This window comes from Blautia sp. ZXY-1-B12 (genome assembly GCF_056339915.1).
The window spans coordinates 1-20218 of record NZ_JBWJVP010000303.1; the positions used below are offsets into that span (position 1 = coordinate 1).

15 protein-coding genes and 3 pseudogenes are annotated in these 20218 nt (G+C 42.4%); 4 read left to right on the forward strand and 14 right to left on the reverse strand.

All coding sequences use genetic code 11. The features are described 5' to 3' along the window. From priA to AC075L_RS21005, 3 genes and pseudogenes are all read right to left on the reverse strand, one after another. Nucleotides 1–2022 (reverse strand): annotated as a pseudogene (gene priA, locus AC075L_RS20995) (replication restart helicase PriA); the annotation flags it as partial. A gap of 26 nt (nt 2023–2048) precedes the next feature. After that, nucleotides 2049–3506 carry a UDP-N-acetylmuramoyl-L-alanyl-D-glutamate--2,6-diaminopimelate ligase gene (locus AC075L_RS21000; RefSeq protein WP_025578170.1) on the reverse strand — a complete coding sequence of 486 codons (1458 nt, stop codon included), beginning with the start codon at nt 3504–3506 and terminating at the stop codon, nt 2049–2051. A 296-nt stretch (nt 3507–3802) separates the two neighbouring features. Further along, nucleotides 3803–5602: a DUF7507 domain-containing protein gene (locus AC075L_RS21005; protein WP_476388142.1), complete on the reverse strand. Its 1800-nt coding sequence runs from the start codon at nt 5600–5602 to the stop codon at nt 3803–3805. Nucleotides 5603–6291: 689 nt separating this feature from the next. On the opposite strand from AC075L_RS21005, the gene arcC reads away from it, so the two are divergent. Then, nucleotides 6292–7224 carry a carbamate kinase gene (gene arcC / locus AC075L_RS21010; protein WP_008706491.1) on the forward strand — a complete coding sequence of 311 codons (933 nt, stop codon included), beginning with the start codon at nt 6292–6294 and terminating at the stop codon, nt 7222–7224. Nucleotides 7225–7467: 243 nt separating this feature from the next. Here arcC and nrdD read toward each other — a convergent pair whose 3' ends face one another. Both nrdD and AC075L_RS21020 read right to left on the reverse strand, forming a co-directional pair. After that, a complete protein-coding gene (nrdD, locus tag AC075L_RS21015; protein ID WP_020993622.1) occupies nt 7468–9603 on the reverse strand; it encodes an anaerobic ribonucleoside-triphosphate reductase in 2136 nt (711 codons plus the stop codon). A 120-nt stretch (nt 9604–9723) separates the two neighbouring features. Further along, nucleotides 9724–10713, reverse strand: a complete 990-nt coding sequence (locus tag AC075L_RS21020; protein ID WP_173721261.1) for a hypothetical protein — start codon at nt 10711–10713, stop codon at nt 9724–9726. A gap of 288 nt (nt 10714–11001) precedes the next feature. Between AC075L_RS21020 and asnA the strand changes: the two genes are divergently transcribed. Together asnA and AC075L_RS21030 are read left to right on the forward strand one after the other, a co-directional pair. Then, nucleotides 11002–12009 (forward strand): aspartate--ammonia ligase, encoded by a 1008-nt coding sequence (gene asnA, locus AC075L_RS21025; RefSeq protein WP_008706487.1) that lies wholly within the window; start codon nt 11002–11004, stop codon nt 12007–12009. A gap of 108 nt (nt 12010–12117) precedes the next feature. Beyond that, nucleotides 12118–12543, forward strand: coding sequence for a CBS domain-containing protein (locus AC075L_RS21030; RefSeq protein WP_022380489.1), 426 nt, complete (start codon nt 12118–12120; stop codon nt 12541–12543). A 78-nt stretch (nt 12544–12621) separates the two neighbouring features. Here AC075L_RS21030 and AC075L_RS21035 read toward each other — a convergent pair whose 3' ends face one another. From AC075L_RS21035 to AC075L_RS21050, 4 genes and pseudogenes are all read right to left on the reverse strand, one after another. Then, the gene (locus tag AC075L_RS21035; RefSeq protein WP_022380490.1) at nt 12622–13572 is read right to left on the reverse strand and encodes a bile acid:sodium symporter family protein; all 951 of its coding nucleotides are present in this window, start codon (nt 13570–13572) and stop codon (nt 12622–12624) included. Nucleotide 13573: 1 nt separating this feature from the next. Continuing rightward, nucleotides 13574–14315 (reverse strand): annotated as a pseudogene (locus AC075L_RS21040) (amino acid ABC transporter ATP-binding protein). Further along, the gene (locus tag AC075L_RS21045) at nt 14305–15012 is read right to left on the reverse strand and encodes an amino acid ABC transporter permease (protein WP_020993623.1); all 708 of its coding nucleotides are present in this window, start codon (nt 15010–15012) and stop codon (nt 14305–14307) included. Before AC075L_RS21045 ends, AC075L_RS21040 begins: the two are co-directional and overlap by 11 nt. 70 nt (nt 15013–15082) lie before the next feature. Further along, on the reverse strand, nt 15083–15871 hold the full coding sequence (locus AC075L_RS21050; RefSeq protein WP_055149499.1) for a transporter substrate-binding domain-containing protein: 789 nt from the start codon (nt 15869–15871) through the stop codon (nt 15083–15085). A gap of 334 nt (nt 15872–16205) precedes the next feature. On the opposite strand from AC075L_RS21050, the gene dapF reads away from it, so the two are divergent. After that, entirely contained in the window at nt 16206–17057 is an 852-nt protein-coding gene (gene dapF / locus AC075L_RS21055; protein WP_062808065.1) for a diaminopimelate epimerase, read from the forward strand. Between the two features lie 127 nt (nt 17058–17184). Here the strand turns inward: dapF and AC075L_RS21060 are convergent, their stop codons facing one another. The 5 genes and pseudogenes from AC075L_RS21060 to AC075L_RS21080 form a co-directional block, all read right to left on the reverse strand. After that, nucleotides 17185–17502 carry an AzlD domain-containing protein gene (locus AC075L_RS21060; RefSeq protein WP_008706474.1) on the reverse strand — a complete coding sequence of 106 codons (318 nt, stop codon included), beginning with the start codon at nt 17500–17502 and terminating at the stop codon, nt 17185–17187. Next, nucleotides 17492–18217: an AzlC family ABC transporter permease gene (locus AC075L_RS21065; RefSeq protein WP_025578184.1), complete on the reverse strand. Its 726-nt coding sequence runs from the start codon at nt 18215–18217 to the stop codon at nt 17492–17494. The genes AC075L_RS21060 and AC075L_RS21065 overlap by 11 nt, the downstream gene beginning before the upstream one ends. 132 nt (nt 18218–18349) lie before the next feature. Beyond that, complete coding sequence (locus AC075L_RS21070) at nt 18350–19354, reverse strand: InlB B-repeat-containing protein (protein ID WP_476388143.1); 1005 nt, start codon at nt 19352–19354, stop codon at nt 18350–18352. 147 nt (nt 19355–19501) lie between these two features. Then, nucleotides 19502–19924 (reverse strand): Fur family transcriptional regulator, encoded by a 423-nt coding sequence (locus tag AC075L_RS21075; RefSeq protein ID WP_008706467.1) that lies wholly within the window; start codon nt 19922–19924, stop codon nt 19502–19504. 54 nt (nt 19925–19978) lie between these two features. Further along, nucleotides 19979–20218, reverse strand: a pseudogene (locus AC075L_RS21080) (hypothetical protein); the annotation flags it as partial.

Below are 20218 nucleotides of genomic sequence, written 5' to 3' on the forward strand. Positions count from 1 at the left end.
CTTTCTATATAAAGTTTCAGATAATACATGGCCTGAACCAGTTTCTCATCTTCCGGACCTGAACCCAGAACTGCCAGCATATGTGCCGCAGGCGGATAATCCAGAAGCATACGGTAACTCATCTCTTCCTCATAGAATGCCTGATAATCCTGCACTGCCGCCGCCTGAATACTGTAATGATCCGGATGATAGGTCTGGATCACTGCCTCTCCCGGTTTTTCCCCCCGTCCTCCCCGGCCGACTGCCTGACAGAGAAGCTGAAAGGTACGTTCCGCACATCGATAATCCTCTGCATTCAGCGAAAGATCCGCTGCTACTATTCCCATGAGTGTGACATCCGGAAAATCATGCCCCTTAACGATCATCTGTGTTCCGATCAGATATCTGCCTCATGAGCAGCAAAAGCTGCAAGGATCTTTTCATAGCTGCCCTTGGTTCTTGTTGTATCAAAATCCATTCTGAGAGTCCTGACTTCTGGAAAATCTTCCCGCACTACACCTTCTCGATCCTGCCGTGTTCCTGCCTTAAATCCGCCAATATAAGGCGATCCGCACACCGGGCATATCTGGGGTTTTCCTGTCTCATATCCACAGTAATGACATAAAAGCCTTTCATTATTATGCTCCGAAAGAGAAACATCACAATGCGGACACTTTCATCGCGTCCACGAGGACCGGCAGGATACAAAACCTGCGTATCCTCTTCTGTTCAGAAAAAGCATTACCTGTTCTTTTTTCTCAAACCGGCCTTTCATCTTTTGCCGGAGTTCTTGCTCAGTACAGACCTGTCTCCTGCTTTTAATTCCTCACGCAGGTCTACGATAGAAACCCGGGGCAGAGGTCTGCTTCCATATCTTGTTGTCAGCCTGACCAGACTATATTCCCCATTCATTGCCTTACTGTAGGCTTCCACTGATGGAGTAGCTGAACCCATTACCACATTTGCATGTTCTAAAACAGCTCTCCGGATTGCAGTTTCCCTTGCATGATAACGGGGTGTGCTTTCACTTTTATAGCTTGGTTCATGTTCTTCATCAATAATGATCAGTCCCAGACTGGCAAATGGCGTAAACAGCGCAGATCTGGGACCGATCATCACTTGGACTTCTCCCTTTTTCGCACGTTTAAACTGATCATAGCGTTCTCCCTGAGACTGTCTGGAATTGATAACTGATACTTTATCCCCAAATCTGGCATAAAATCTGCGTACCGTCTGATATGTCAGAGCAATCTCCGGGATCAGCACGATTGCTTCTTTTCCCTGAGAAAGCGTCTGCTCGATCAGCTTTATATACACCTGGGTTTTCCCGCTCCCTGTCACTCCCTCAATCAGTACAGGCTTCGGCGATGGTTTTTTCCACTCTCTCTGTATCTGCTTTACTGCCGCTTCCTGTTCATCTGTAAGCGGCATTCGCCTTTCTCCGGAAATATCACCTGTATTCAGTGAAGTTCTCATTATCTCATCATATTCTATGCGGATAATCCCCTGCTCCTGAAATTTCTTTACAACAGCAGAAGTTGTCCCCAGTTCTTTCGCCGCATGTGTATAATCCAGTCTTTTTTTCTCCAGAAGTTCCCTCAGAAGTCTTGTTCTGGCTTTAAACCTTGTTTGTTCAAGTTCTTTCAGCAACTGCGTTCCCGCCTCTTCGGAAATATCCAGGCATATATATTTTTTCTCTTTTGCCTTGATTTTCTCCTGGATAGGAAGTACTGTCCTGAGAGCCTGGATCATGGTGGAACCATAATTTTCTCTCATCCATGCTGCCAGGGCGATCAGTCTGGATTCCGTAGTCTCTTCTCCACTGCAGATTTCACTGATTTCTTTAATCTTTTCGGGAGCAATTTTCGGTTTATCTGACAATCCGATCACATATCCTTTACGCACCCGGCCGGCATTTCCAAAAGGGATGGCTGCCACCATCCCTGCCTTTATTTTCTTCTCCAGCCTTTCCGGTACACGATATTGAAAACTCCGGTCCAGTTTATCACTGGAAATATCAATTATTATATCAGCATATATCATGAACTTATTCCTGTTTGACCCGCTACCTATTTACCAGCAAGAATATCTGCGATCAGGACACGTTCATCCATAGGATATTTCTTTCCTTTAATTTCCTGATAATCCTCATGTCCCTTACCTGCCAGAACTATAATATCCCCCGGCTCTCCATGATGGATCGCATAGGCGATGGCTTCTTTTCTGTCCGGAATCTCTACATATTTTCCATCGGTTTTTGCCATACCGATCTTGATATCATCGATGATCGCCTGTGGTTCTTCATCACGTGGATTATCAGAGGTAATAATGGTAAGGTCTGCAAGCTTTCCGGAAACCTCTCCCATCTCATAACGGCGAAGCTTCGATCTGTTGCCTCCGCATCCAAACAGACATACCAGTCTGTGGGGATGATATTCTTTCAAAGTGGTCAGAAGACTCTCCAGAGCCATGGCATTATGCGCGTAATCGATCATCAGAGTAAAATCATCGGATACTTTTACCATTTCGATACGGCCTTTTACCTTAGCTACTTTTAAGGCTTTGAGAATGTTCTCTTCCGAAACCTTAAAATGACGGCAGATTGCGATTGCTGTCAATGAATTGTAGATGCTGAATTTACCGGGAATATCTATCTCCACATGAAAATCCAGAAGTCCTTTCAGATGGTAGGAAATACCCAGATATCCTTTACCTCCGACCAGCTTTGCATCTTCCGCACGAAGGTCTGCTTCCGGTGAAAATCCATAAGTTTCCAGGCTGCATGTATGACCTTCAATAATCTTCTCGAAATGTTCATCATCTCTGTTTACAATTCCTACCTTACACTGTTTCAGAAGTAAGGACTTGCATCTGAGATAATCATCAAAATCCTTATGTTCATTTGGTCCGATATGATCCGGCTCAATATTTGTAAAAATACCAAAATCGAAAACAAATCCCTGAGTTCTGTGAAGCATCAGTCCCTGGGAGGAAACTTCCATAACCACACAGTCACAGCCGGCTTCTGCCATCTCATGGAAATATTCCTGAATCACATAAGACTCCGGTGTTGTGTTCTTTGCAGGAATCACTTTGTCACCGATGATCGCTTCAATGGTTCCGATCAGTCCCACTTTATATCCGGCATTTTCCAGAATAGATTTTACCATATACGTAGTGGTTGTTTTTCCTTTTGTTCCTGTGATACCGATTGTTTTCAGTTTCTCTGCGGGATATCCGAAATATGCGGCAGAAATAAACGCCATTGCATATCGTGTATCTTTCACAAGAATGACTGTCACATCTTCCGGTGCTTCCACAGCTTCTTCCACGATCAGAACCTTTGCTCCTTTTGCAACTACATCCGGCACAAATTTATGGCCATCCACCACTGCACCGCGGATACAGATAAAAAGAGAGCCCTCTTCTACTTTCCGGGAATCATAAATCACATTTTTTACTTCCTGGTCTGTACTGCCCTGAAGACATGTATATTCCAGCTTTTCCAGTAAGGATATTAATTTCATTTTAATCCTCCATATCATTTCCTGCCTGCCTGAATTTTATACAGCCTCTGCGGCAATTTCGTTACTGTTCACTCCGTTCACAGTAACTTAGCCAAAATTCATTCCAGATTGCCTGCAGCAATGGAATTTTGGCTTGTATGTCTCGGGATTTTGGCATATTCATGCCAAAACACCTCGCGGGATAGTGGTGTGTGAACAGTAACGCAATTTCTTTAAAGTCAGGCAGAGGTGTTTTACTAAAGCGTATATTCTATATAAGAATAGCACACCTCCCCTGTCGTTTCAACGTTGTTTCTCTACTTCTGCTGTTTTTTTGTCTTCCTGTAACAGAATGCACTGACTCCAGACATGATTGCAAAAATCCCCAGTACAATATACAAAGCCGTTTCTGTCTCATCTCCTGTACGTGGTTTGGAAGCAGTAGTATAAGCACTTCCGGACTTTGAGTCATATCCATAACTCTGGGAAGCCAGAGATGCCGGTTGCGGCGTAACTGTAACAATATTATCAGTTTCCTTTAATTCTACGTTTGCCTTAGATGTCATTACCTGTGTACCAGTCTCATCAGATGTAACGATTACCTCATTGATCAATTCCTGACTTGCCATATATTGTGGAACAGTCACTGTGGCATAAAGTGCAAAAGCCTCTCCCGGTGCGATCTGCGGAATCAGAGCCTGTGTGCCTGTGCTGTTTAATGTTACGCCCTCTTTCCTGACAAAATTTGCCTGAATACCGGCATTTTGGAATCTTTCTGTACTGAGAACCGAATGAAGTGTCCGCTCACCCGTATTCCTGATGCAGATCTGATATGTGATCGTATCTCCCGGATATGCCTGTGTTCTGTCCGCAGTTTTCTCCACCTCAAAAGCAGCCTTTAATGCAATGACTTCTGTTTCGACTGATTTCTGACATCCAATACTTTCTTCCTTTCCCGGATATTTCGCTTTTACAGTTACTGTATGAATAAGCTCTCCTGCCTGCTCTTCTGTAAGCTGTACTGTCATCTGAAGATTTCTGATTTCTCCTGCCTTAAGACCTGAAATAATTCCCTGCATACCATTTGCAGTAAATCCCTCTTCCTGTTTCCATTCGGCTTTTATATTATCCTGAGAAAAAACACTGGATATCTCTATATTTTCCAGAGGTAATTCTCCTGTATTCTCTACAGACAATATATAAGTAAGGTTCTGCCCTGCACGTACCTCTTTCGTCTCCTGCTGTAACCGGGCTGTGATCCCTGTTTTTGCCTCCTGTACGGAAAGCAGAGCTGAAGGAGTTTCTGCAACAGTCCGGGTTTCATCCCCTGATTTCATCCAGAAATACGCACCTGTCCCCTCCCAATCTTTGCAAAGCGGTGCATCCTGGCACAGAGGATAATCTGTTTTTACAGAAGAAATACGATATTCTTCACGCAGAGACACCGGCACTTTCATGGTAAAGATATCTGTTTCCGCATCTGAAAGTGCAGTCTCACAGGTCAGCTTTGTAATCTGGGTTGTCTCACCTTTCTTATTTTGTATCTGTACGGATTCAGCCTGCAGATCATTCTTTAACGCTTCTGCATTTACCTGAAAATATTCTGAAATATATACAGTCAGAAAATATCTGGTTTTATCTTCCCTGATCTCATTTTGGTTCTCCTGCTCACTCTGTTGTGTCTGTCCGGTTTCTGTGTCAGATCCTTCTGCCTTCCGGTATTCTTCGCTTTTTATATCTTCTATATCTATTACTGCACTCTCTGATTCACACTCTGTATTTTCGGAATCCACTTCATCTGTCGTATTTTCTGCTGCTTCTGCTTCTCTCACTTCTCCATCCCATGTACTATTTTCCATCTGCAACTGTCCGTTCTCCGAAGCAGTATTCTCCTGTTGACTTTTGTACAGTTCTTTCAGACCGCTCACTTCCAGTGTCAGTTCTGCCTGAAATTTCTCTTCATCGATCCACTGTGCACTCTGCTTTAAACCCACAGCAGGAACATATAACTCTGCAGCTTCAAATTCTGCTGCTGATACTGCTCCTGCTCCCAAAATCCCGACAGCAGCCGTTATCATGACTGCTTTTTTTAACTGATTCCATATTCTTTTTTCCATTCTCTCATTCTCCTGAATTTTTATTCTATGTCATCTGAGGTACTTCCACTGTCAGAATGATATCGGTACAGTATCTTTCGAGATTATAAGTTCATATCCACAGACATACGCATCTCTCCTCTCGGTTTTGCACAATAAATAAGATTTTCAGAGTTTCTGCTCAGGATTCAAAACCATCTCCCGGACTATCAATAAATAATTGGAAATTTTTGCACCGGACCGGTGCGTGAAAATAAGAATACTGATAACGGCTGTTGCCGATGAATCTACTTTAGCATGTCTATGCTATAAAAACAAGATACCACTTTTTATTTTTCGTATTTGTTTATAATTCTTTTATAAATTTACCGATTGTTTCAGAAATTCGACATACTTTGAACATAATTTTCCCATATAATAGGTCTTGGATAGATGAAAAACCACTCTCTATCTCCCCCCTCAAAAAACAAACAGCTCTCACAGAAATGTGAGAGCTGTTTGTTTTTTGTTACTGTTCACTGATAATATCCCGCGAGGTGTTTTTTGAGTTATTTTCTATTGCAATTCTACTGGCAGTCTTTTATAATGTAGGATATCAATATGATTGAATATTTATGATATCAGTGATAAAAAATTTCAAAAATCTTTATATATAAGATCACCCCGCAGATATCATATTTACAGAACATGAAAGAATCGAGGTAATTCTCATGAGCGAAAAAATTACAGTAGTTGCACTGGGCCACAGAGCATTAGGAACCACCTTACCGGAGCAGAAAATCGCTACAAAAAAAGCAGCCAAAGCTGTCGCAGATCTTGTAGAAGCCGGAAATCGTGTAGTCATTTCCCACAGTAACGGTCCACAGGTTGGAATGATCCACACAGCCATGAATGAATTTGGCAAAACACATCCTGACTATACATTTGCACCTATGTCCGTATGTTCGGCAATGAGTCAGGGCTATATCGGATATGACCTCCAGACCGCAATCCGCGCAGAACTTATTTCCCGAGGTATTTATAAACCGGTAGCTACTATCCTTACACAGGTTGTCATTGATCCATATGATGATGCTTTCGCTGAACCTGAGAAGATCATCGGACGTGTCCTTACAGAAGAAGAGGCTGAAACTGAAGAAAGCAAGGGAAACTTTGTCACTAAACTGGCTGACGGCACTTATAAAAGAATCCTGGCAGCTCCGAAACCGCAGAAAATCGTAGAGCTTGAAACAATCCGCACACTTGTAGATGCGGGCCAGGTAGTAATCGCAGCAGGCGGCGGCGGAATCCCGGTTATGGAACAGGGAATCGATCTTCATGGTGCAAGTGCGATCATTGAGAAAGACCTTTCCAGCGGACTTCTTGCACAGGAATTAAATGCAGATACTCTTCTGATCCTTACCAGTGTTGAGAAAGTAAGTCTGAACCTCGGTCAGGACAACGAAGAATATCTTAATACAATTTCTGTAGATGATGCTAAGAAATATATGGCTGACAATCAGTTTGCCCCAGGCTCCATGCTTCCTAAATTCGAAGCCGGAATCTCTTTTATCGAAAAGGGAGATAACAGAAGAACGATCATCACAGATATTGCGCATGCAAAGGATGGATATTTCGAAAAAACCGGAACTATCATTAAATAAATGACGGTTTCATCTACAGTATACCTCTTAAAAATAATACATTTGACAAAATTGAAACTATAAACATCTGAAACTTCAGATTCTATAGCAATCCTCGTAAATAATACATTTAAGGGGATTGCTATATTTTATCTGACAATACAAAAAGACATATACCAGAGCAATACATATCATCTTGCCGGTATATGTCTTTTAATTATCATATCATGATGTCAGATTCAAAAGTTTACCCCTGACCTGATATTACATAGATTTACGTTCCGCAATTTCTGCCATCTTCGCTTCGTTCAGACGAGTATCACCATGCACACGGCTGTAGGAAAGATATCCGTTCATACGGTCAATCTTTGTCAGATTCTTGGAACCGCAGACCGGACACACGTCCATTTCAAGTTCCTCATGTCCGCAGTCATCACAGTAAGCAAGGGAAAGATTTACTCCCTCATAATATCCCAAAGACATGGCTCTGCGGATCAGAGTACGTATTGCTTCACGATTATAATCGATCGGATAACGTACATACTGAATCTTACCGCCGTTGCACAACTCCCAGAAACGTCCCTCCAGATCCTGTTTTTCAATCGGAGTCACATCTTCAGTCACATGACAGTGGAAACTGTTGCTTACATAAGGACGATCAGAAACCCCTTTCACAATGCCATACATCTTACGGAACTGTTCCACCTGCAGTCCACATAAACTCTCTGCCGGTGTTCCATAAATTGCATAAAGATAACCATCTTTCTCTTTAAATTCATTTACTTTCCTGTTGATATATTTCAGCACATCCAGTGCAAACTGCCCGTCTTCAGCAATGGATTTGCCATTGTAAAGTTCCTGGAGTTCATTTAATGCAGTGATTCCGAAGGATGCTGTCATTGGTTTCAGAATCTTGCCAATCTTTTCATTCGGTTTCAGATGTCCACCGTAAAATCCTCCCTCACAATATGCCAGCGGGTTGGTTGACGCACGCATCTGTCCCAGATAATCATAGGTACGGATATGCAGATTACGGATCATCTCAAGATAGAAATCCAGCACTTCGTAGAAATCCCTGCTCTCTGCTCTGGCTTTGGCAAGGATCATTGGAAGATGAAGGCTTACCGCACCGATGTTAAATCTTCCCACAAACACAGGAACATCCTTATCATCTGCCGGATACATACCGCCTCTCTCGTACCAGGGGCTTAAGAACGCACGACATCCCATAGGACTTATAACCTTTCCATACTGCTTGTACATACTGGAAATATATCCTTTTCCTGACATGGACAGCCAGTCCGGATACATAGTCTTGGCAGAACAGTCAACCCCTGCCTCAAATACATCCTCACTGATCTTGCCTTTTCCATGGATATTTTCATCATAAAGGAATACGATTTTCGGGAAGAGTACCGGTTTCTTGCGTCCTGCCTTACCCTGTCCGCCTTTATGCACTTCAAGAAGAGAAATACTTGCCATCTTCTCGAACTGCTTTATTCCAAGTCCAAGAGTTACAGTTACAAATGGATAATCCCCTCTGGAAGATCCGACTGTATTCAGCTTATACTCAATCCCCTGCCATCCCTGGTCAAAATCTCTGCGGACTTTGTCAAGCGCATACTCGATTGCACGTTCTTCACGTCCTGTCCAACTCTCGTCAGAGTATTTCATAAATTCCTGGATATATTTATCGTAACTCTTCTGTGCATAAGGTGCAAGAATCTTGTCTACTTCCGGTACTGTGAATCCGCCATACTGCTGTGCAGCAGTGCTCAGGATAATATCACCCATAACATCAAACGCAGTATCCAGTGTCTTAGGCTCATTGTACCATACATTTCCCATCTCAAATCCGCCGCTGAGTACAGATGCCACATCAAAGAGACAGCAGTTCATGGTATCCAGACGTGCAGACTGGTCATGAATATAAATATAACCATCTTTACATGCCTGAAGTTCATTACGATTCATAAAAAATTTACGATAAAGCTCTTTGTTCAGTTCATTAAAGATCAGGCTTCGCTTTGTAGCTACAAGCGCACTGTCTGTATTGGCATTACTCTTATCACCAATATAACGGATTGCCTGACTCTTGGTATATACATCATCCATCATATGGATAAAGTCAAGTTTGTAATTTCTGTAATCGCGGTAGCTCTTAGCCACTGCCGGGTTCACTCTCTCAAGTGCTCCCTCTACGATGTTGTGCATCTCCTGGATCTCTATCTCATTCTTTCCCAGTGCCTCCGCATGTTCTTCCGCAAACTGGCAGATAAATTCCTTCTCTTTATCCGAAAATGTGTATAAAATTCTGGCTGCCGACTTATTTACTGCTGCTACGATCTTCTGTGAATTAAACTCTTCTCTCGTACCATCTTTCTTTATAACATATATCATACCTTTTGCTCCCATATACAATATATAGTATTTTTTTCTTTCATTCACCACAATTCTCTCTATATGTGGTACGTTTAACAAGTATAGCACAGTCTCTGACAAAAAGAAAGGGGCAAAAAATTATTCGTCATATTGCCGAATTTGATACATGGCAAGATAATTATCTTGACCATCCAGAGATACCACAGATACCTCATACCCGGCATGTAATTCTATTTTCTCCTCGTGGTCTGCTTCGTCAAATTTTACAGTTTCATCTTTTCCTGAAGAACTTCTGATTTCCAGAGCAACCTTCTCCCAGCCGGACACTATCCTGTATTCTCCCGGATCTATTGTAAAATCATACCCCTGGTCACTGGCATCTGTATCGCCAATCTCTGATGCAGTATCATCCGTTCTGACAATATAATTCTCTCCGGTGAACATATACCAGTCCGGATTACCCCTCTGTTCATCCTGTCCGTTCTTTACTGCACTGATAGTCTCAGACCAGTCATCTGTCCAGTTATTCTCATTACTTTCATTATTTTCATTACTTTCATTATTCTTATTACTCTCATTTACTTCATCAGAACTGCTGTCATCAAAAATACTGTTGAGATCTATGTCAAACTCATCATAGATAAATTCTTCTATCCTGTATCCAATCGTATCCCAATTCTCTGCCATCTGACCTATTATTACCATCAGAATCAGCACAATGATCCAGAAAATTTTGCCTGCCTTGCCGCTCTTTTTCTTCTCACTTTTTGCTGTCTTTTTTCCGGTGCTGTATGTACGGGCAGTCTGTGCGCTGTACGACTGACCTGATGTTTTCTTTGTCCCTGATGTTTGTATTCTTGAAGTTTGTACTTTTGTATTTTGCGTTCTAATAGTCTGTGTTCTGGCAGACGAAGTTTTTGCAGCTTTGGGAACTGTTTTATTTCTGTCAGACAAAGGGATCTCGTTCTCTGCCATTGCTTTTTTCACCTTTGCCGAAGCATGACGATAGTGCTCTGAACGGTCTTCGTTCAGATGATACAGTTCCATATCATTTCTATATGGCATTCCACAATATTTACACCTGCCGTTTACAATTGGTCCATCACAGACCTGACACCTTTTTCCCATATATCTTCCCCCTGAGTTTTATATAAATTTAACGCTTCATTCATTTACACATTTATTTTAACATTTCGCCCCAATCTTGCAAAGCTGAAATTGTGTTACTGTTCGTTCTGTTCTCCGTAACCATAATATCCCGCGAGATACTTCCAAATGAACAGTAATAATTGTCAAACTACCATTTTCCTGTTATAATAGCGTGGGAAAAGATAATGGATATTCAGTAAACAACAATATTTTTTATCAGTTTGCCATAAAATATGCAAATACAGAAATTACAGGAGGAATCCACTCATGGAACAGATTAAAATTCCTGACGGGTATCAGTCATCTTTAAATCTTCACGATACCCAGATTGCCATTAAGACTGTGAAAGATTTCTTTCAGCAGACACTGGCTCAAAAACTGAATCTGCTGCGTGTTTCCGCTCCGGTATTCGTTAATCCGTCATCCGGTCTGAACGATAACTTAAACGGCGTGGAACGTCCGGTAAGCTTTGATATCAAAGGCCAGCCGGAGAATGCTGAGATCGTACACTCTCTCGCCAAATGGAAGAGATATGCATTACAGAAATATGGCTTTGCTCATGGTGAAGGACTTTACACAGACATGATCGCGATCAGAAGAGACGAAGATCTGGACAATATCCACTCCGTATACGTAGATCAGTGGGACTGGGAAAAGATCATCAGCAAGGAAGAACGCAACATGGACACACTTGTTTCCACAGTACGTGCTATCTACAGCGTTCTCCGCAAGACCGAAAAATACATGGCTGTTCAGTACGATTACATCGAAGAAATCCTTCCGAGAGAGATCGCATTTGTCAGCACTCAGGAACTGGTCGACATGTATCCTGATCTCACTCCAAAGGAACGTGAATACAAGATTGTCAAGGAAAAAGGTGCCGTATTCCTTATGCAGGTCGGCAAAACCTTAACCAACGGAGAACGTCATGACGGACGTGCACCGGACTACGATGACTGGGAATTAAACGGCGATATCCTTGTTTATTATCCTGTTCTCGACATTGCTCTGGAGCTTTCTTCCATGGGTATCCGCGTTGACGAGGATGCGCTTGACAGACAGCTTACCATCGCAGGATGTGATGACAGACGCGAACTTCCTTTCCAGAAAGCAATCTTTAACAAAGAACTTCCATATACTATCGGCGGCGGCATCGGCCAGTCCCGTATCTGTATGTTCTTCCTCAGAAAAGCACACATCGGTGAAGTACATGCTTCCCTGTGGCCGGAAGAAGTAATGAAAGAAGCAGCAGCAAAAGGAGTACAGCTTCTGTAAAAAAGCCGTAAACCTGGAATACTCAGAGATCACAGACACACAGATGTGTAAATACACAATGTATATCTGAGTGCCTTATCAGACAAATGTAACGGGGCGAATACAAAAGTGAATATTTTATTTTTTTTAACACCTAAAAGTGATGTAGCATATATATTTGAAAATGAGACTCTTCGTCAGACTCTTGAGAAAATGGAACACAGAAAATTTTCCTGCATTCCGCTTCTGAGTCTGGACGGGAAATATAAAGGAAGTATTTCCGAGGGTGATCTTCTCTGGGGAATGAAAACCTTAAATGTTCCCGGACTGAAAGAAGCAGAGAGCATTTCCATTATGGCAATCCCGCGAAGAGCAACATATAAGGCAGTTCACGCAGATTCTGACATGGAGGATCTGCTGGACAAGGCAATCAACCAGAATTATGTTCCGGTTGTAGATGATCAGGGATACTTTATCGGCATCATCACCCGTAAAGAGATCATCAAATACTGCTACAAAGAACTGAAGAAATATATAAAAGCTTCAGATTCATAAAAAGAGCTGCCGCATTGCAATTTTTCAATTGCTAATGCGGCAGTTCTTTTTATATTCTTTATAACGCCTCAGCAGACCTCAACAAAATTCCTGTTTTTCCTTTTTCTGTGCCAGAAGCTTTCCGAACAATGCTGCCAACACCTGCTGAAACAGAGTTCCGATCATTACCGGAAACATAACTTCACCCGGAAAATATGCAGCTGCGATCACCGCTCCTGCGCTGATATTGCGCATCCCGGTTCCATACATCATGGAAACCGCCGTACTGCGATCCTTTCGGAAGATATACGCCACAAACCAGCCGAGTGCATATCCGGAAGCAGCCAGGACAAGGATTGCCAGTGCAACCTTCACCCTCTGCATATTCATATCCCGGATATATGGTGCTACTTTGGAAGAATTGGACGTTACTACAAATATCAGTGCCAGCTTTGAAAAAGGCGCCAGCTTTCCCGGCCATGTTTCCATTACTTTTCCATCTGTGATCTGATTTAATACCATCGCAACAACAGCAGGAAGCGCAACCATAAATATCAGTTCCCGCATCATCCTGGCAGGATCTATGGTCACCGCAGAGCCCAGCAGGATCTTCAGCGTAGCCGGGATCAGAAAAGGTGCCAGTACCGTATCCAGCACTACCAGAGACAACGACAGAGGACTGTTTCCATCATAAATCGTCACCCACATCAGACTTACCACTGCAGTGGGAACTGCAAACTCCAGTACCATTCCGGTGATCAGCTCCATGTTATTTCCAAAGAAAAGATGACCTGCCCCGCAGGCTGCTGTCGGAATTACCACATGGACCAGAAGCATGATAATAAGCAGTGAGCCCGGATGTCGGAATACATTTGCCACATCTTTAAATCTTGACTTCAACGCCCCGGCAAATGTCATAAATGCAAATACGGCCGGCACATAAGGCAGACCGCATTTGGCAATATCAGGAAAGCACACCCCTAGCAACAGACAGGTCGGTGTCACCAGGGCCATCCATTTTTCTATGAAACTGTTAAATTTTCTCAGCATCTTATAAAACCTTTGAAAGGAAGTCTTTCAGTCTCAGGATTCTTCGGATTCGCGAAAAATTCTTTCGGAGTATTCTCTTCCTGTATCTTACCGTCATCAATAAAAAGAACTCTTGTTGCCACTTCTCTTGCAAATCCCATCTCATGAGTAACTACAACCATGGTCATACCCGACTGCGCAAGTTCTTTCATCAATTCCAGAACCTCACCTACCATCTCAGGGTCAAGTGCGGAAGTTGGCTCATCAAAAAGCATCACATCCGGATTCATGGCAAGAGAACGTGCAATGGCAATACGCTGTTTCTGCCCGCCCGAAAGCATATCCGGATATGCATTGGCTTTGTCCGGAAGACCTACACGTGCCAGAAGCTCATCCGCTTTCTTTGAAGCTTCATCCTTTGTCATCAGCTTCAGTTCTACAGGTGCCAGCATAATATTCTGTTTTACCGTTTTATGCGGAAAAAGATTAAACTGCTGGAATACCATTCCAATCTTCTGACGGTGTCTGTTAATGTCAACCTTCGGATCTGTAATATCAGTTCCTTCAAAGAGGATCTGTCCGCCTGTCGGAACCTCCAGAAGATTCAGTGATCTCAGGAAAGTAGATTTACCGGAACCGGAAGGACCAATGACGGCTACTACTTCTCCCTGACAGATATCTGTTGTTATTCCATCGAGAACCTGATTTGTACCAAAAGCTTTCTTCAGATCCTTTACCTGGATCAGTACATTCTTATCGCTCACTGGTTCTTAATCTCCTTTCCAGTTTATTCATCCCCCATGTAAGGATTCCAACGATCACAAGATAAATCGCTGCTGCTGCCATCAGAGGCCAGAACGCATTGTATGTACGGCTCTGGATCAGCATAGCTCCTTTTGTCAGGTCCATCATACCGATATAACCGATGATGGATGTCTCTTTAATCAGCACGATAAATTCATTTACCAGCGCAGGAAGTACATTCTTAAATGCCTGCGGGATAATGATCAGTCGCATGGTCTGGCTGAAATTCAGACCAAGGCTTCGTCCTGCCTCTGTCTGTCCCTGGTCAATGGACATGATACCGGAACGGACAATCTCAGCTACATAGGCACCTGAGTTGATACCAAAGGCAAGTCCGCCTACAATGATCTTGTTAATGCTTACAGCACCAAAAATTACAAAATTCATGATCAACAGCTGGATCATGGTTGGTGTTCCACGAATTACAGTCAGATAAACTCTGCAGATCGCATTGAGGATCTTAAAGGAGCCTGACTTATCGTGCGCAGAACGGATGATTGCTACAAGGAAACCGATGATCAGACCTACAATTACCGCAAATACTGTGATAATAAGAGTTGTTTTCAGACCATCCAGAAGCCAGAGATAGCGGTCATCTTTAATAAAGTTCAGATAAAAATCTTCTTTTACACTCGCTAATATCATAGGATTATTCATAAAAACCTCTGTTCCGAAAAGAGAGCTGTTGGCAAATCGTCAACAGCTCTGTTATTTGTTATTTTAATACTTATTTCTTTACAATAATTACCTGGCTTGCATCTGCATAGGTATCTGTAAAGTCAACGCTTGATTTACGGTCTTCTGTTACAGTCATACCAGCTGCACCGAAGTCTGCTTTGCCGGACTGTACTGCCGGAAGGATGGAATCGAATTCCATATCTTCAATTTTCAGTTCATATCCAAGCTTATCACAGATTGCCTGAGCGATATCAGCATCGATACCAACGATATCATCACCTTCATGATATTCATATGGTTCGAACTCAGCGTTAGTAGCCATTACCAGAGTTCCATTGGAACGGTCAACATCTTCCGGTGATTCATATGGAGTCTTACCGGCATCCTCACCAATGTAATTGTCCATGATGCTGTCGATAGTTCCATCCTCTTTCAGTTCCTTGAGAGCTCCGTTAATCTTGTCAAGAAGTTCATCATTGCCTTTCTTTAAGCAGATTGCATATTCTTCTTCCTCGAATGGCTCATCCAGAATCTTGAGATCATCATTATTCTCAGCAAATTTCTGAGCCGGCTGTGAATCGATGATCACACAGTCGATCTGTCCTGCCTTTAATGCCTGAACAGCTTCACTTCCCTTGCTGTAACGTTCTACTGTAGAACCATCTTTCTCATAATCAGATGCATCAAGGTCACCTGTTGTACCAAGCTGAACACCGATTGTTGCTCCTGCAAGATCATCTTTGGATTCAACTTTCTGAGCTGCGGATACGCTTCCTGCCATGGAAAATACCATTACTGCACTGAGTGCAAGAGCTGCAAATCTCTTTTGATCTTTCATCTTTTTTCCTCCTCGCATCCGAAAGTATATCTACGGCTGCCATCTTTTTACCTTCTTCAGACAACAGCGTATAATTATGCGTTTCGGTTGTATATTTTTGTTTTTAATTTTAACATACTTTCTATAAAATGCAAGGTAAAACTTGAATAACAGATATATTTTCCATATAATGTATAATACATAACTGTTCCGGGAAGGGCAAAATGTTTTTTTACATGAAGATCACAGAAAAACTTTCCCGGTAAAAGATTCGTAATTTTCACTTTTTCATAACATTTTTTCTATATGATACAAGAGGTGTATAAATATTTAACCAAATAAGGAGGCTTTTCTGATGAAATTTACAAAAATGCATGGTATTGGAAATGATTACGTATATGTAAACTGTTTTGAGGAAACTGTGGAAAATCCTTCCGCAGTAGCCAGATATGTCAGTGACCGTCACTTTGGTATCGGTTCCGACGGACTGATCCTGATCAAGCCATCCAAAATCGCAGACTGCGAGATGGATATGTATAATCTTGACGGTTCCCAGGGTGCCATGTGCGGAAACGGTATCCGCTGTGTTGCCAAATATGCCTATGACTACGGCATCGTAAACAAAGAACATATTTCTGTTGCTACAAAAAGCGGCATCAAATATCTGGATCTTACTGTAGAAAACGAAAAGGTATCCCAGGTTAAGGTAAATATGGGTTCTCCGATCCTGACCGCCAGACAGATTCCGGTAGTGTCAGAGAAGGAGGAAGTTATCAATGAACCTCTGGATGTAAACGGAAAAATCTATTACATAACCGCTGTTTCCATGGGAAATCCCCACGCTATTGTTTATATGGATGATATTGACCATCTGGATATTGAAAAGATCGGCCCGGCTTTCGAGAATCATGTTGCATTTCCGGATCGTGTAAACACTGAATTTGTAGAAGTGATCGATGAACATACTGTAAAAATGCGTGTATGGGAACGCGGTTCAGGCGAAACTCTTGCCTGCGGCACAGGTGCATGTGCGGTAGCAGTCGCTTCTGTTCTGAACGGACATGTAGACGGTGACAGTCCTGTCACTGTAAAACTTCTCGGCGGTGACCTGCAGATTTTCTGGAACAGACAGGAGAATCTTGTTTACATGACAGGCCCGGCTGCCACAGTATTTGACGGTGAAATTGATGTAAGCTTTCTGAAATAAAAAACTGTCTGAAACTGCAGCAAATAACAGACAGCTTATCTGCTTCAGCTGCCGGTCACAATATTACGCAACAAAAAACGGATACACACCATTCAGCTGTGGTTATGTATCCGTTTTTTATCAACTTTTACACTGCAAATTCCAGTATTCTTTCCACAATAAATACCGCAGCACATGCGAATAACGCAACTGTAAGAAGACTTTTCTCCTTATATGCCGCGATCAGTGCCACAATAAATCCCACAGCAGCCGAGATCACACTGTCTGTGGCAAAAAGGATCGCCGGAAATGTCATGGCTGCCAGACATGCATAGGGAACATAGTACAGAAATGATCTGATAAACGGACTTGTGATCTCTTTTCTGGAAAGAGCAAGCGGGAGCATACGGATCAGATATGTAACTGCTGCCATTACCAGAATGTAAATATAAATATTATGACTCATGAACACCCTCCTCCTCTTTCTCATCCTCTATCGGACAGAAGTATGCGGCAGCCCCTGCCACGATCAGTGTAGTAATAATGATCACAAAACCTGACGAAACCTCCGACAGAAACGGAATCACTTTAAACAAAGTGCTGATCAGCATTGCTGCCACGACAACTGCCAGTACTGCCTTATTCTGCTTTGCCGGAGGAATAATAATTGCAAGGAACATACCGTAAATAGCCACGCTGAGTGCACTCATCATAAAATCCGGAAGAAGATTTCCGGAAATTGCTCCTGCCAGGGTTCCAAGTACCCATCCCGGGATTGCCACACACATGGCACCATAATTATAAAATGCGCTTACCTTTCCGGGCTGACTGGCACTAATCCCGAAAATCTCATCCGTCACACCAAATGCTGCAATATAGCGGTGAACCAAAGATTCATCTCTTCTGAATTTCTGAGCAAGGGAAAATGACATCAGACAATATCTCAGATTAATGATCAGCTGTGTCAGTGCCATCTCCCAGTAAGAGCCGCTCATTACCATGATCTCAAGTCCTGCAAACTGCCCTGCTGAAGTCACGTTTGTCAATGAGATCAGCACAGCCTGCCAGATACTCAGTCCATCAGCAACTGCCATCATGCCAAATGTAAACGATACAGCAAAATATCCCAGTCCTATGGGAATACCATCCTTAACTCCTTTTCTGAAGCTTTCACTTCTCATGTTTCTCTCCTCCTGTTACCTTTTGTGATCCTTTGATAACTGTTTAACTCTTTCACAGCTACAACTTTCGTATTTACTGATACACACAGATAACCCGGAGAACAGTATTCTGTCTCCGGGTTTCAGTCAGGATTATCTGATCTGTTTTATTGCATATGCATAAATTCTCTTATAAGTCCTCATAGAATAATGAACACCATCATCTGTATAACCGCGAAATTCACAGCGAGTCGTATAACCACATCTCATCAGATAAGAATAACTGTTGATCCATGTAAAATTCCCGTTCAGTCTCTGTCTGAGTCTGTTATTAAATCCGCGGATCTCAGACTCCTTCCGCGTGGATTTCATTGCCGTATTACATGGATTCACAGACATATAAAATAATTCACAGTTCCTGGCAGTCAGCTTTCTGGATAATCCATTCATATAAGAAGCATAGTCTGACGCAACAGAATCATAACTGATGGACTCCCTGTTTTTGTGGATCAGGTCATTTACTCCCAGATTGAAAATAACTGCCACCGGCTTCGCATTGTCATCCATCCCGCTTATTTCATTCAGCAGTTCCTTTTCTCCGTATTTTTTCATCCAGTCAAGCCCTTCTCCTGTCTTGCATACAAATCCAACTTTCTTTAAACTGTCAGAACTGCATTGCTGCTTCAGAGTACTGCGAAGCATTGCTGTGCGGGAATCTCCCACAAAAATAATCTTATCATATTTCTCCACACTGTCCGCAAGACCGCCTGCATAAATATCCGGTTCCTGATTCCATTTATACTTCACCGGATAAAGATGAATATTTTTCGTAACCTGAATTTTCTGATATGCCTGATACATTGGATTACAGGTCTGTCCGGGAACTGTTGACCATCCCAGAAATGTATATCCCCTCTTATTCACTTCCACAGGAAGAATCACAGAACCACCGCTTTTCACTTTCTTTTTTGTGATTTCTCCTGAAGTCTCTATTGTAACTGTTTTCGTGGATGTTTTTTTCTTTTGCACTGTTGAATTCTTAGCAGTCTGCATTATTGCCGCCTGTGCTGCAGACGGGGGTGCTGCACATATTAATACACACGCCAGAAAAAAAAATAACATTCTTCTTACACACATCTGTCTCTTCTGTTTTCTCATTATTGCCTTCTTTTATGATTTCATATATTATCTGTTATTTTTACCGGTACTTACAGCAATTTCGCTGTCTTTTCTCTTCACCATACTGCTTCCCAGTCAATTTGACCAAACAGTTGTATTTCAGTTTACATCATCTGACAGAAACAGTCAACAGTCTTCGCCACTGCCTTTACATTCTTTACAGACTCCATACAAAATAGAATTCTTACACTGCAGGGTAAATCCATGACTTTCTTCAATATGATGAGAAATTTCTTCCATAAAATGACATTCCAGATGAATGATCTTTCCGCATTTTACACACTTCAGGTGCAGATGCTGTTCACATCCCCGTCCCGGTTCTACATACTGATAAGCAGCCTGGCAACCTTTCTCTGCAACATATTTGATCACAGTTCCATCCTTTGCAAGCTTGTCCAGATAGCGGTAAATGGTTGTGATATTTACCTCACTGTCATGTTTCTTCAGATACTCATCCACATCAGCAGCTGTAACCGTATGGTCATTACTGTTTTTCAAATATTCAAGTATTTTTCTGCGGCTTGCTGTCGCATAACTGCTTCCTGCCATAATTTTATCATTCCTCCTAAAATCAGCTTCTTCTGACAGAGCAGACTCGGTTGATCAGAAAACAATTCCTGCAAATTCAATAATAATTCCCCAGAATACACCAAGTCCATAAAGTACTCCCACAATTTTCAGATTCTGAACCCTGTCTCTGTTCAAACGAAACAGAATCAGAAGCCCAACTCCTGCATTTACAAGAAGTCCCGCCATCATCGCCCCGGCTCCGATAATATCATCCAGATATAACTGGGTGATTACTACAGAAGAAGCGCAGTTGGGAATCAGTCCCACTAAAGC

Coding starts and splice junctions, on each gene's coding strand:
- AC075L_RS21005 (WP_476388142.1), bottom strand. CDS start 5,602: ATGGAAAAAAGAATATGGAATCAGTTAAAAAAAGCAGTCATGATAACG.
- AC075L_RS21070 (WP_476388143.1), bottom strand. CDS start 19,354: ATGAGAAAACAGAAGAGACAGATGTGTGTAAGAAGAATGTTATTTTTT.
- AC075L_RS21075 (WP_008706467.1), bottom strand. CDS start 19,924: ATGGCAGGAAGCAGTTATGCGACAGCAAGCCGCAGAAAAATACTTGAA.
- AC075L_RS21020 (WP_173721261.1), bottom strand. CDS start 10,713: ATGGGAAAAAGGTGTCAGGTCTGTGATGGACCAATTGTAAACGGCAGG.
- AC075L_RS21065 (WP_025578184.1), bottom strand. CDS start 18,217: ATGAGAAGTGAAAGCTTCAGAAAAGGAGTTAAGGATGGTATTCCCATA.
- arcC (WP_008706491.1), top strand. CDS start 6,292: ATGAGCGAAAAAATTACAGTAGTTGCACTGGGCCACAGAGCATTAGGA.
- dapF (WP_062808065.1), top strand. CDS start 16,206: ATGAAATTTACAAAAATGCATGGTATTGGAAATGATTACGTATATGTA.
- AC075L_RS21050 (WP_055149499.1), bottom strand. CDS start 15,871: ATGAAAGATCAAAAGAGATTTGCAGCTCTTGCACTCAGTGCAGTAATG.
- AC075L_RS21035 (WP_022380490.1), bottom strand. CDS start 13,572: ATGCTGAGAAAATTTAACAGTTTCATAGAAAAATGGATGGCCCTGGTG.
- nrdD (WP_020993622.1), bottom strand. CDS start 9,603: ATGATATATGTTATAAAGAAAGATGGTACGAGAGAAGAGTTTAATTCA.
- asnA (WP_008706487.1), top strand. CDS start 11,002: ATGGAACAGATTAAAATTCCTGACGGGTATCAGTCATCTTTAAATCTT.
- AC075L_RS21000 (WP_025578170.1), bottom strand. CDS start 3,506: ATGAAATTAATATCCTTACTGGAAAAGCTGGAATATACATGTCTTCAG.
- AC075L_RS21045 (WP_020993623.1), bottom strand. CDS start 15,012: ATGAATAATCCTATGATATTAGCGAGTGTAAAAGAAGATTTTTATCTG.
- AC075L_RS21060 (WP_008706474.1), bottom strand. CDS start 17,502: ATGAGTCATAATATTTATATTTACATTCTGGTAATGGCAGCAGTTACA.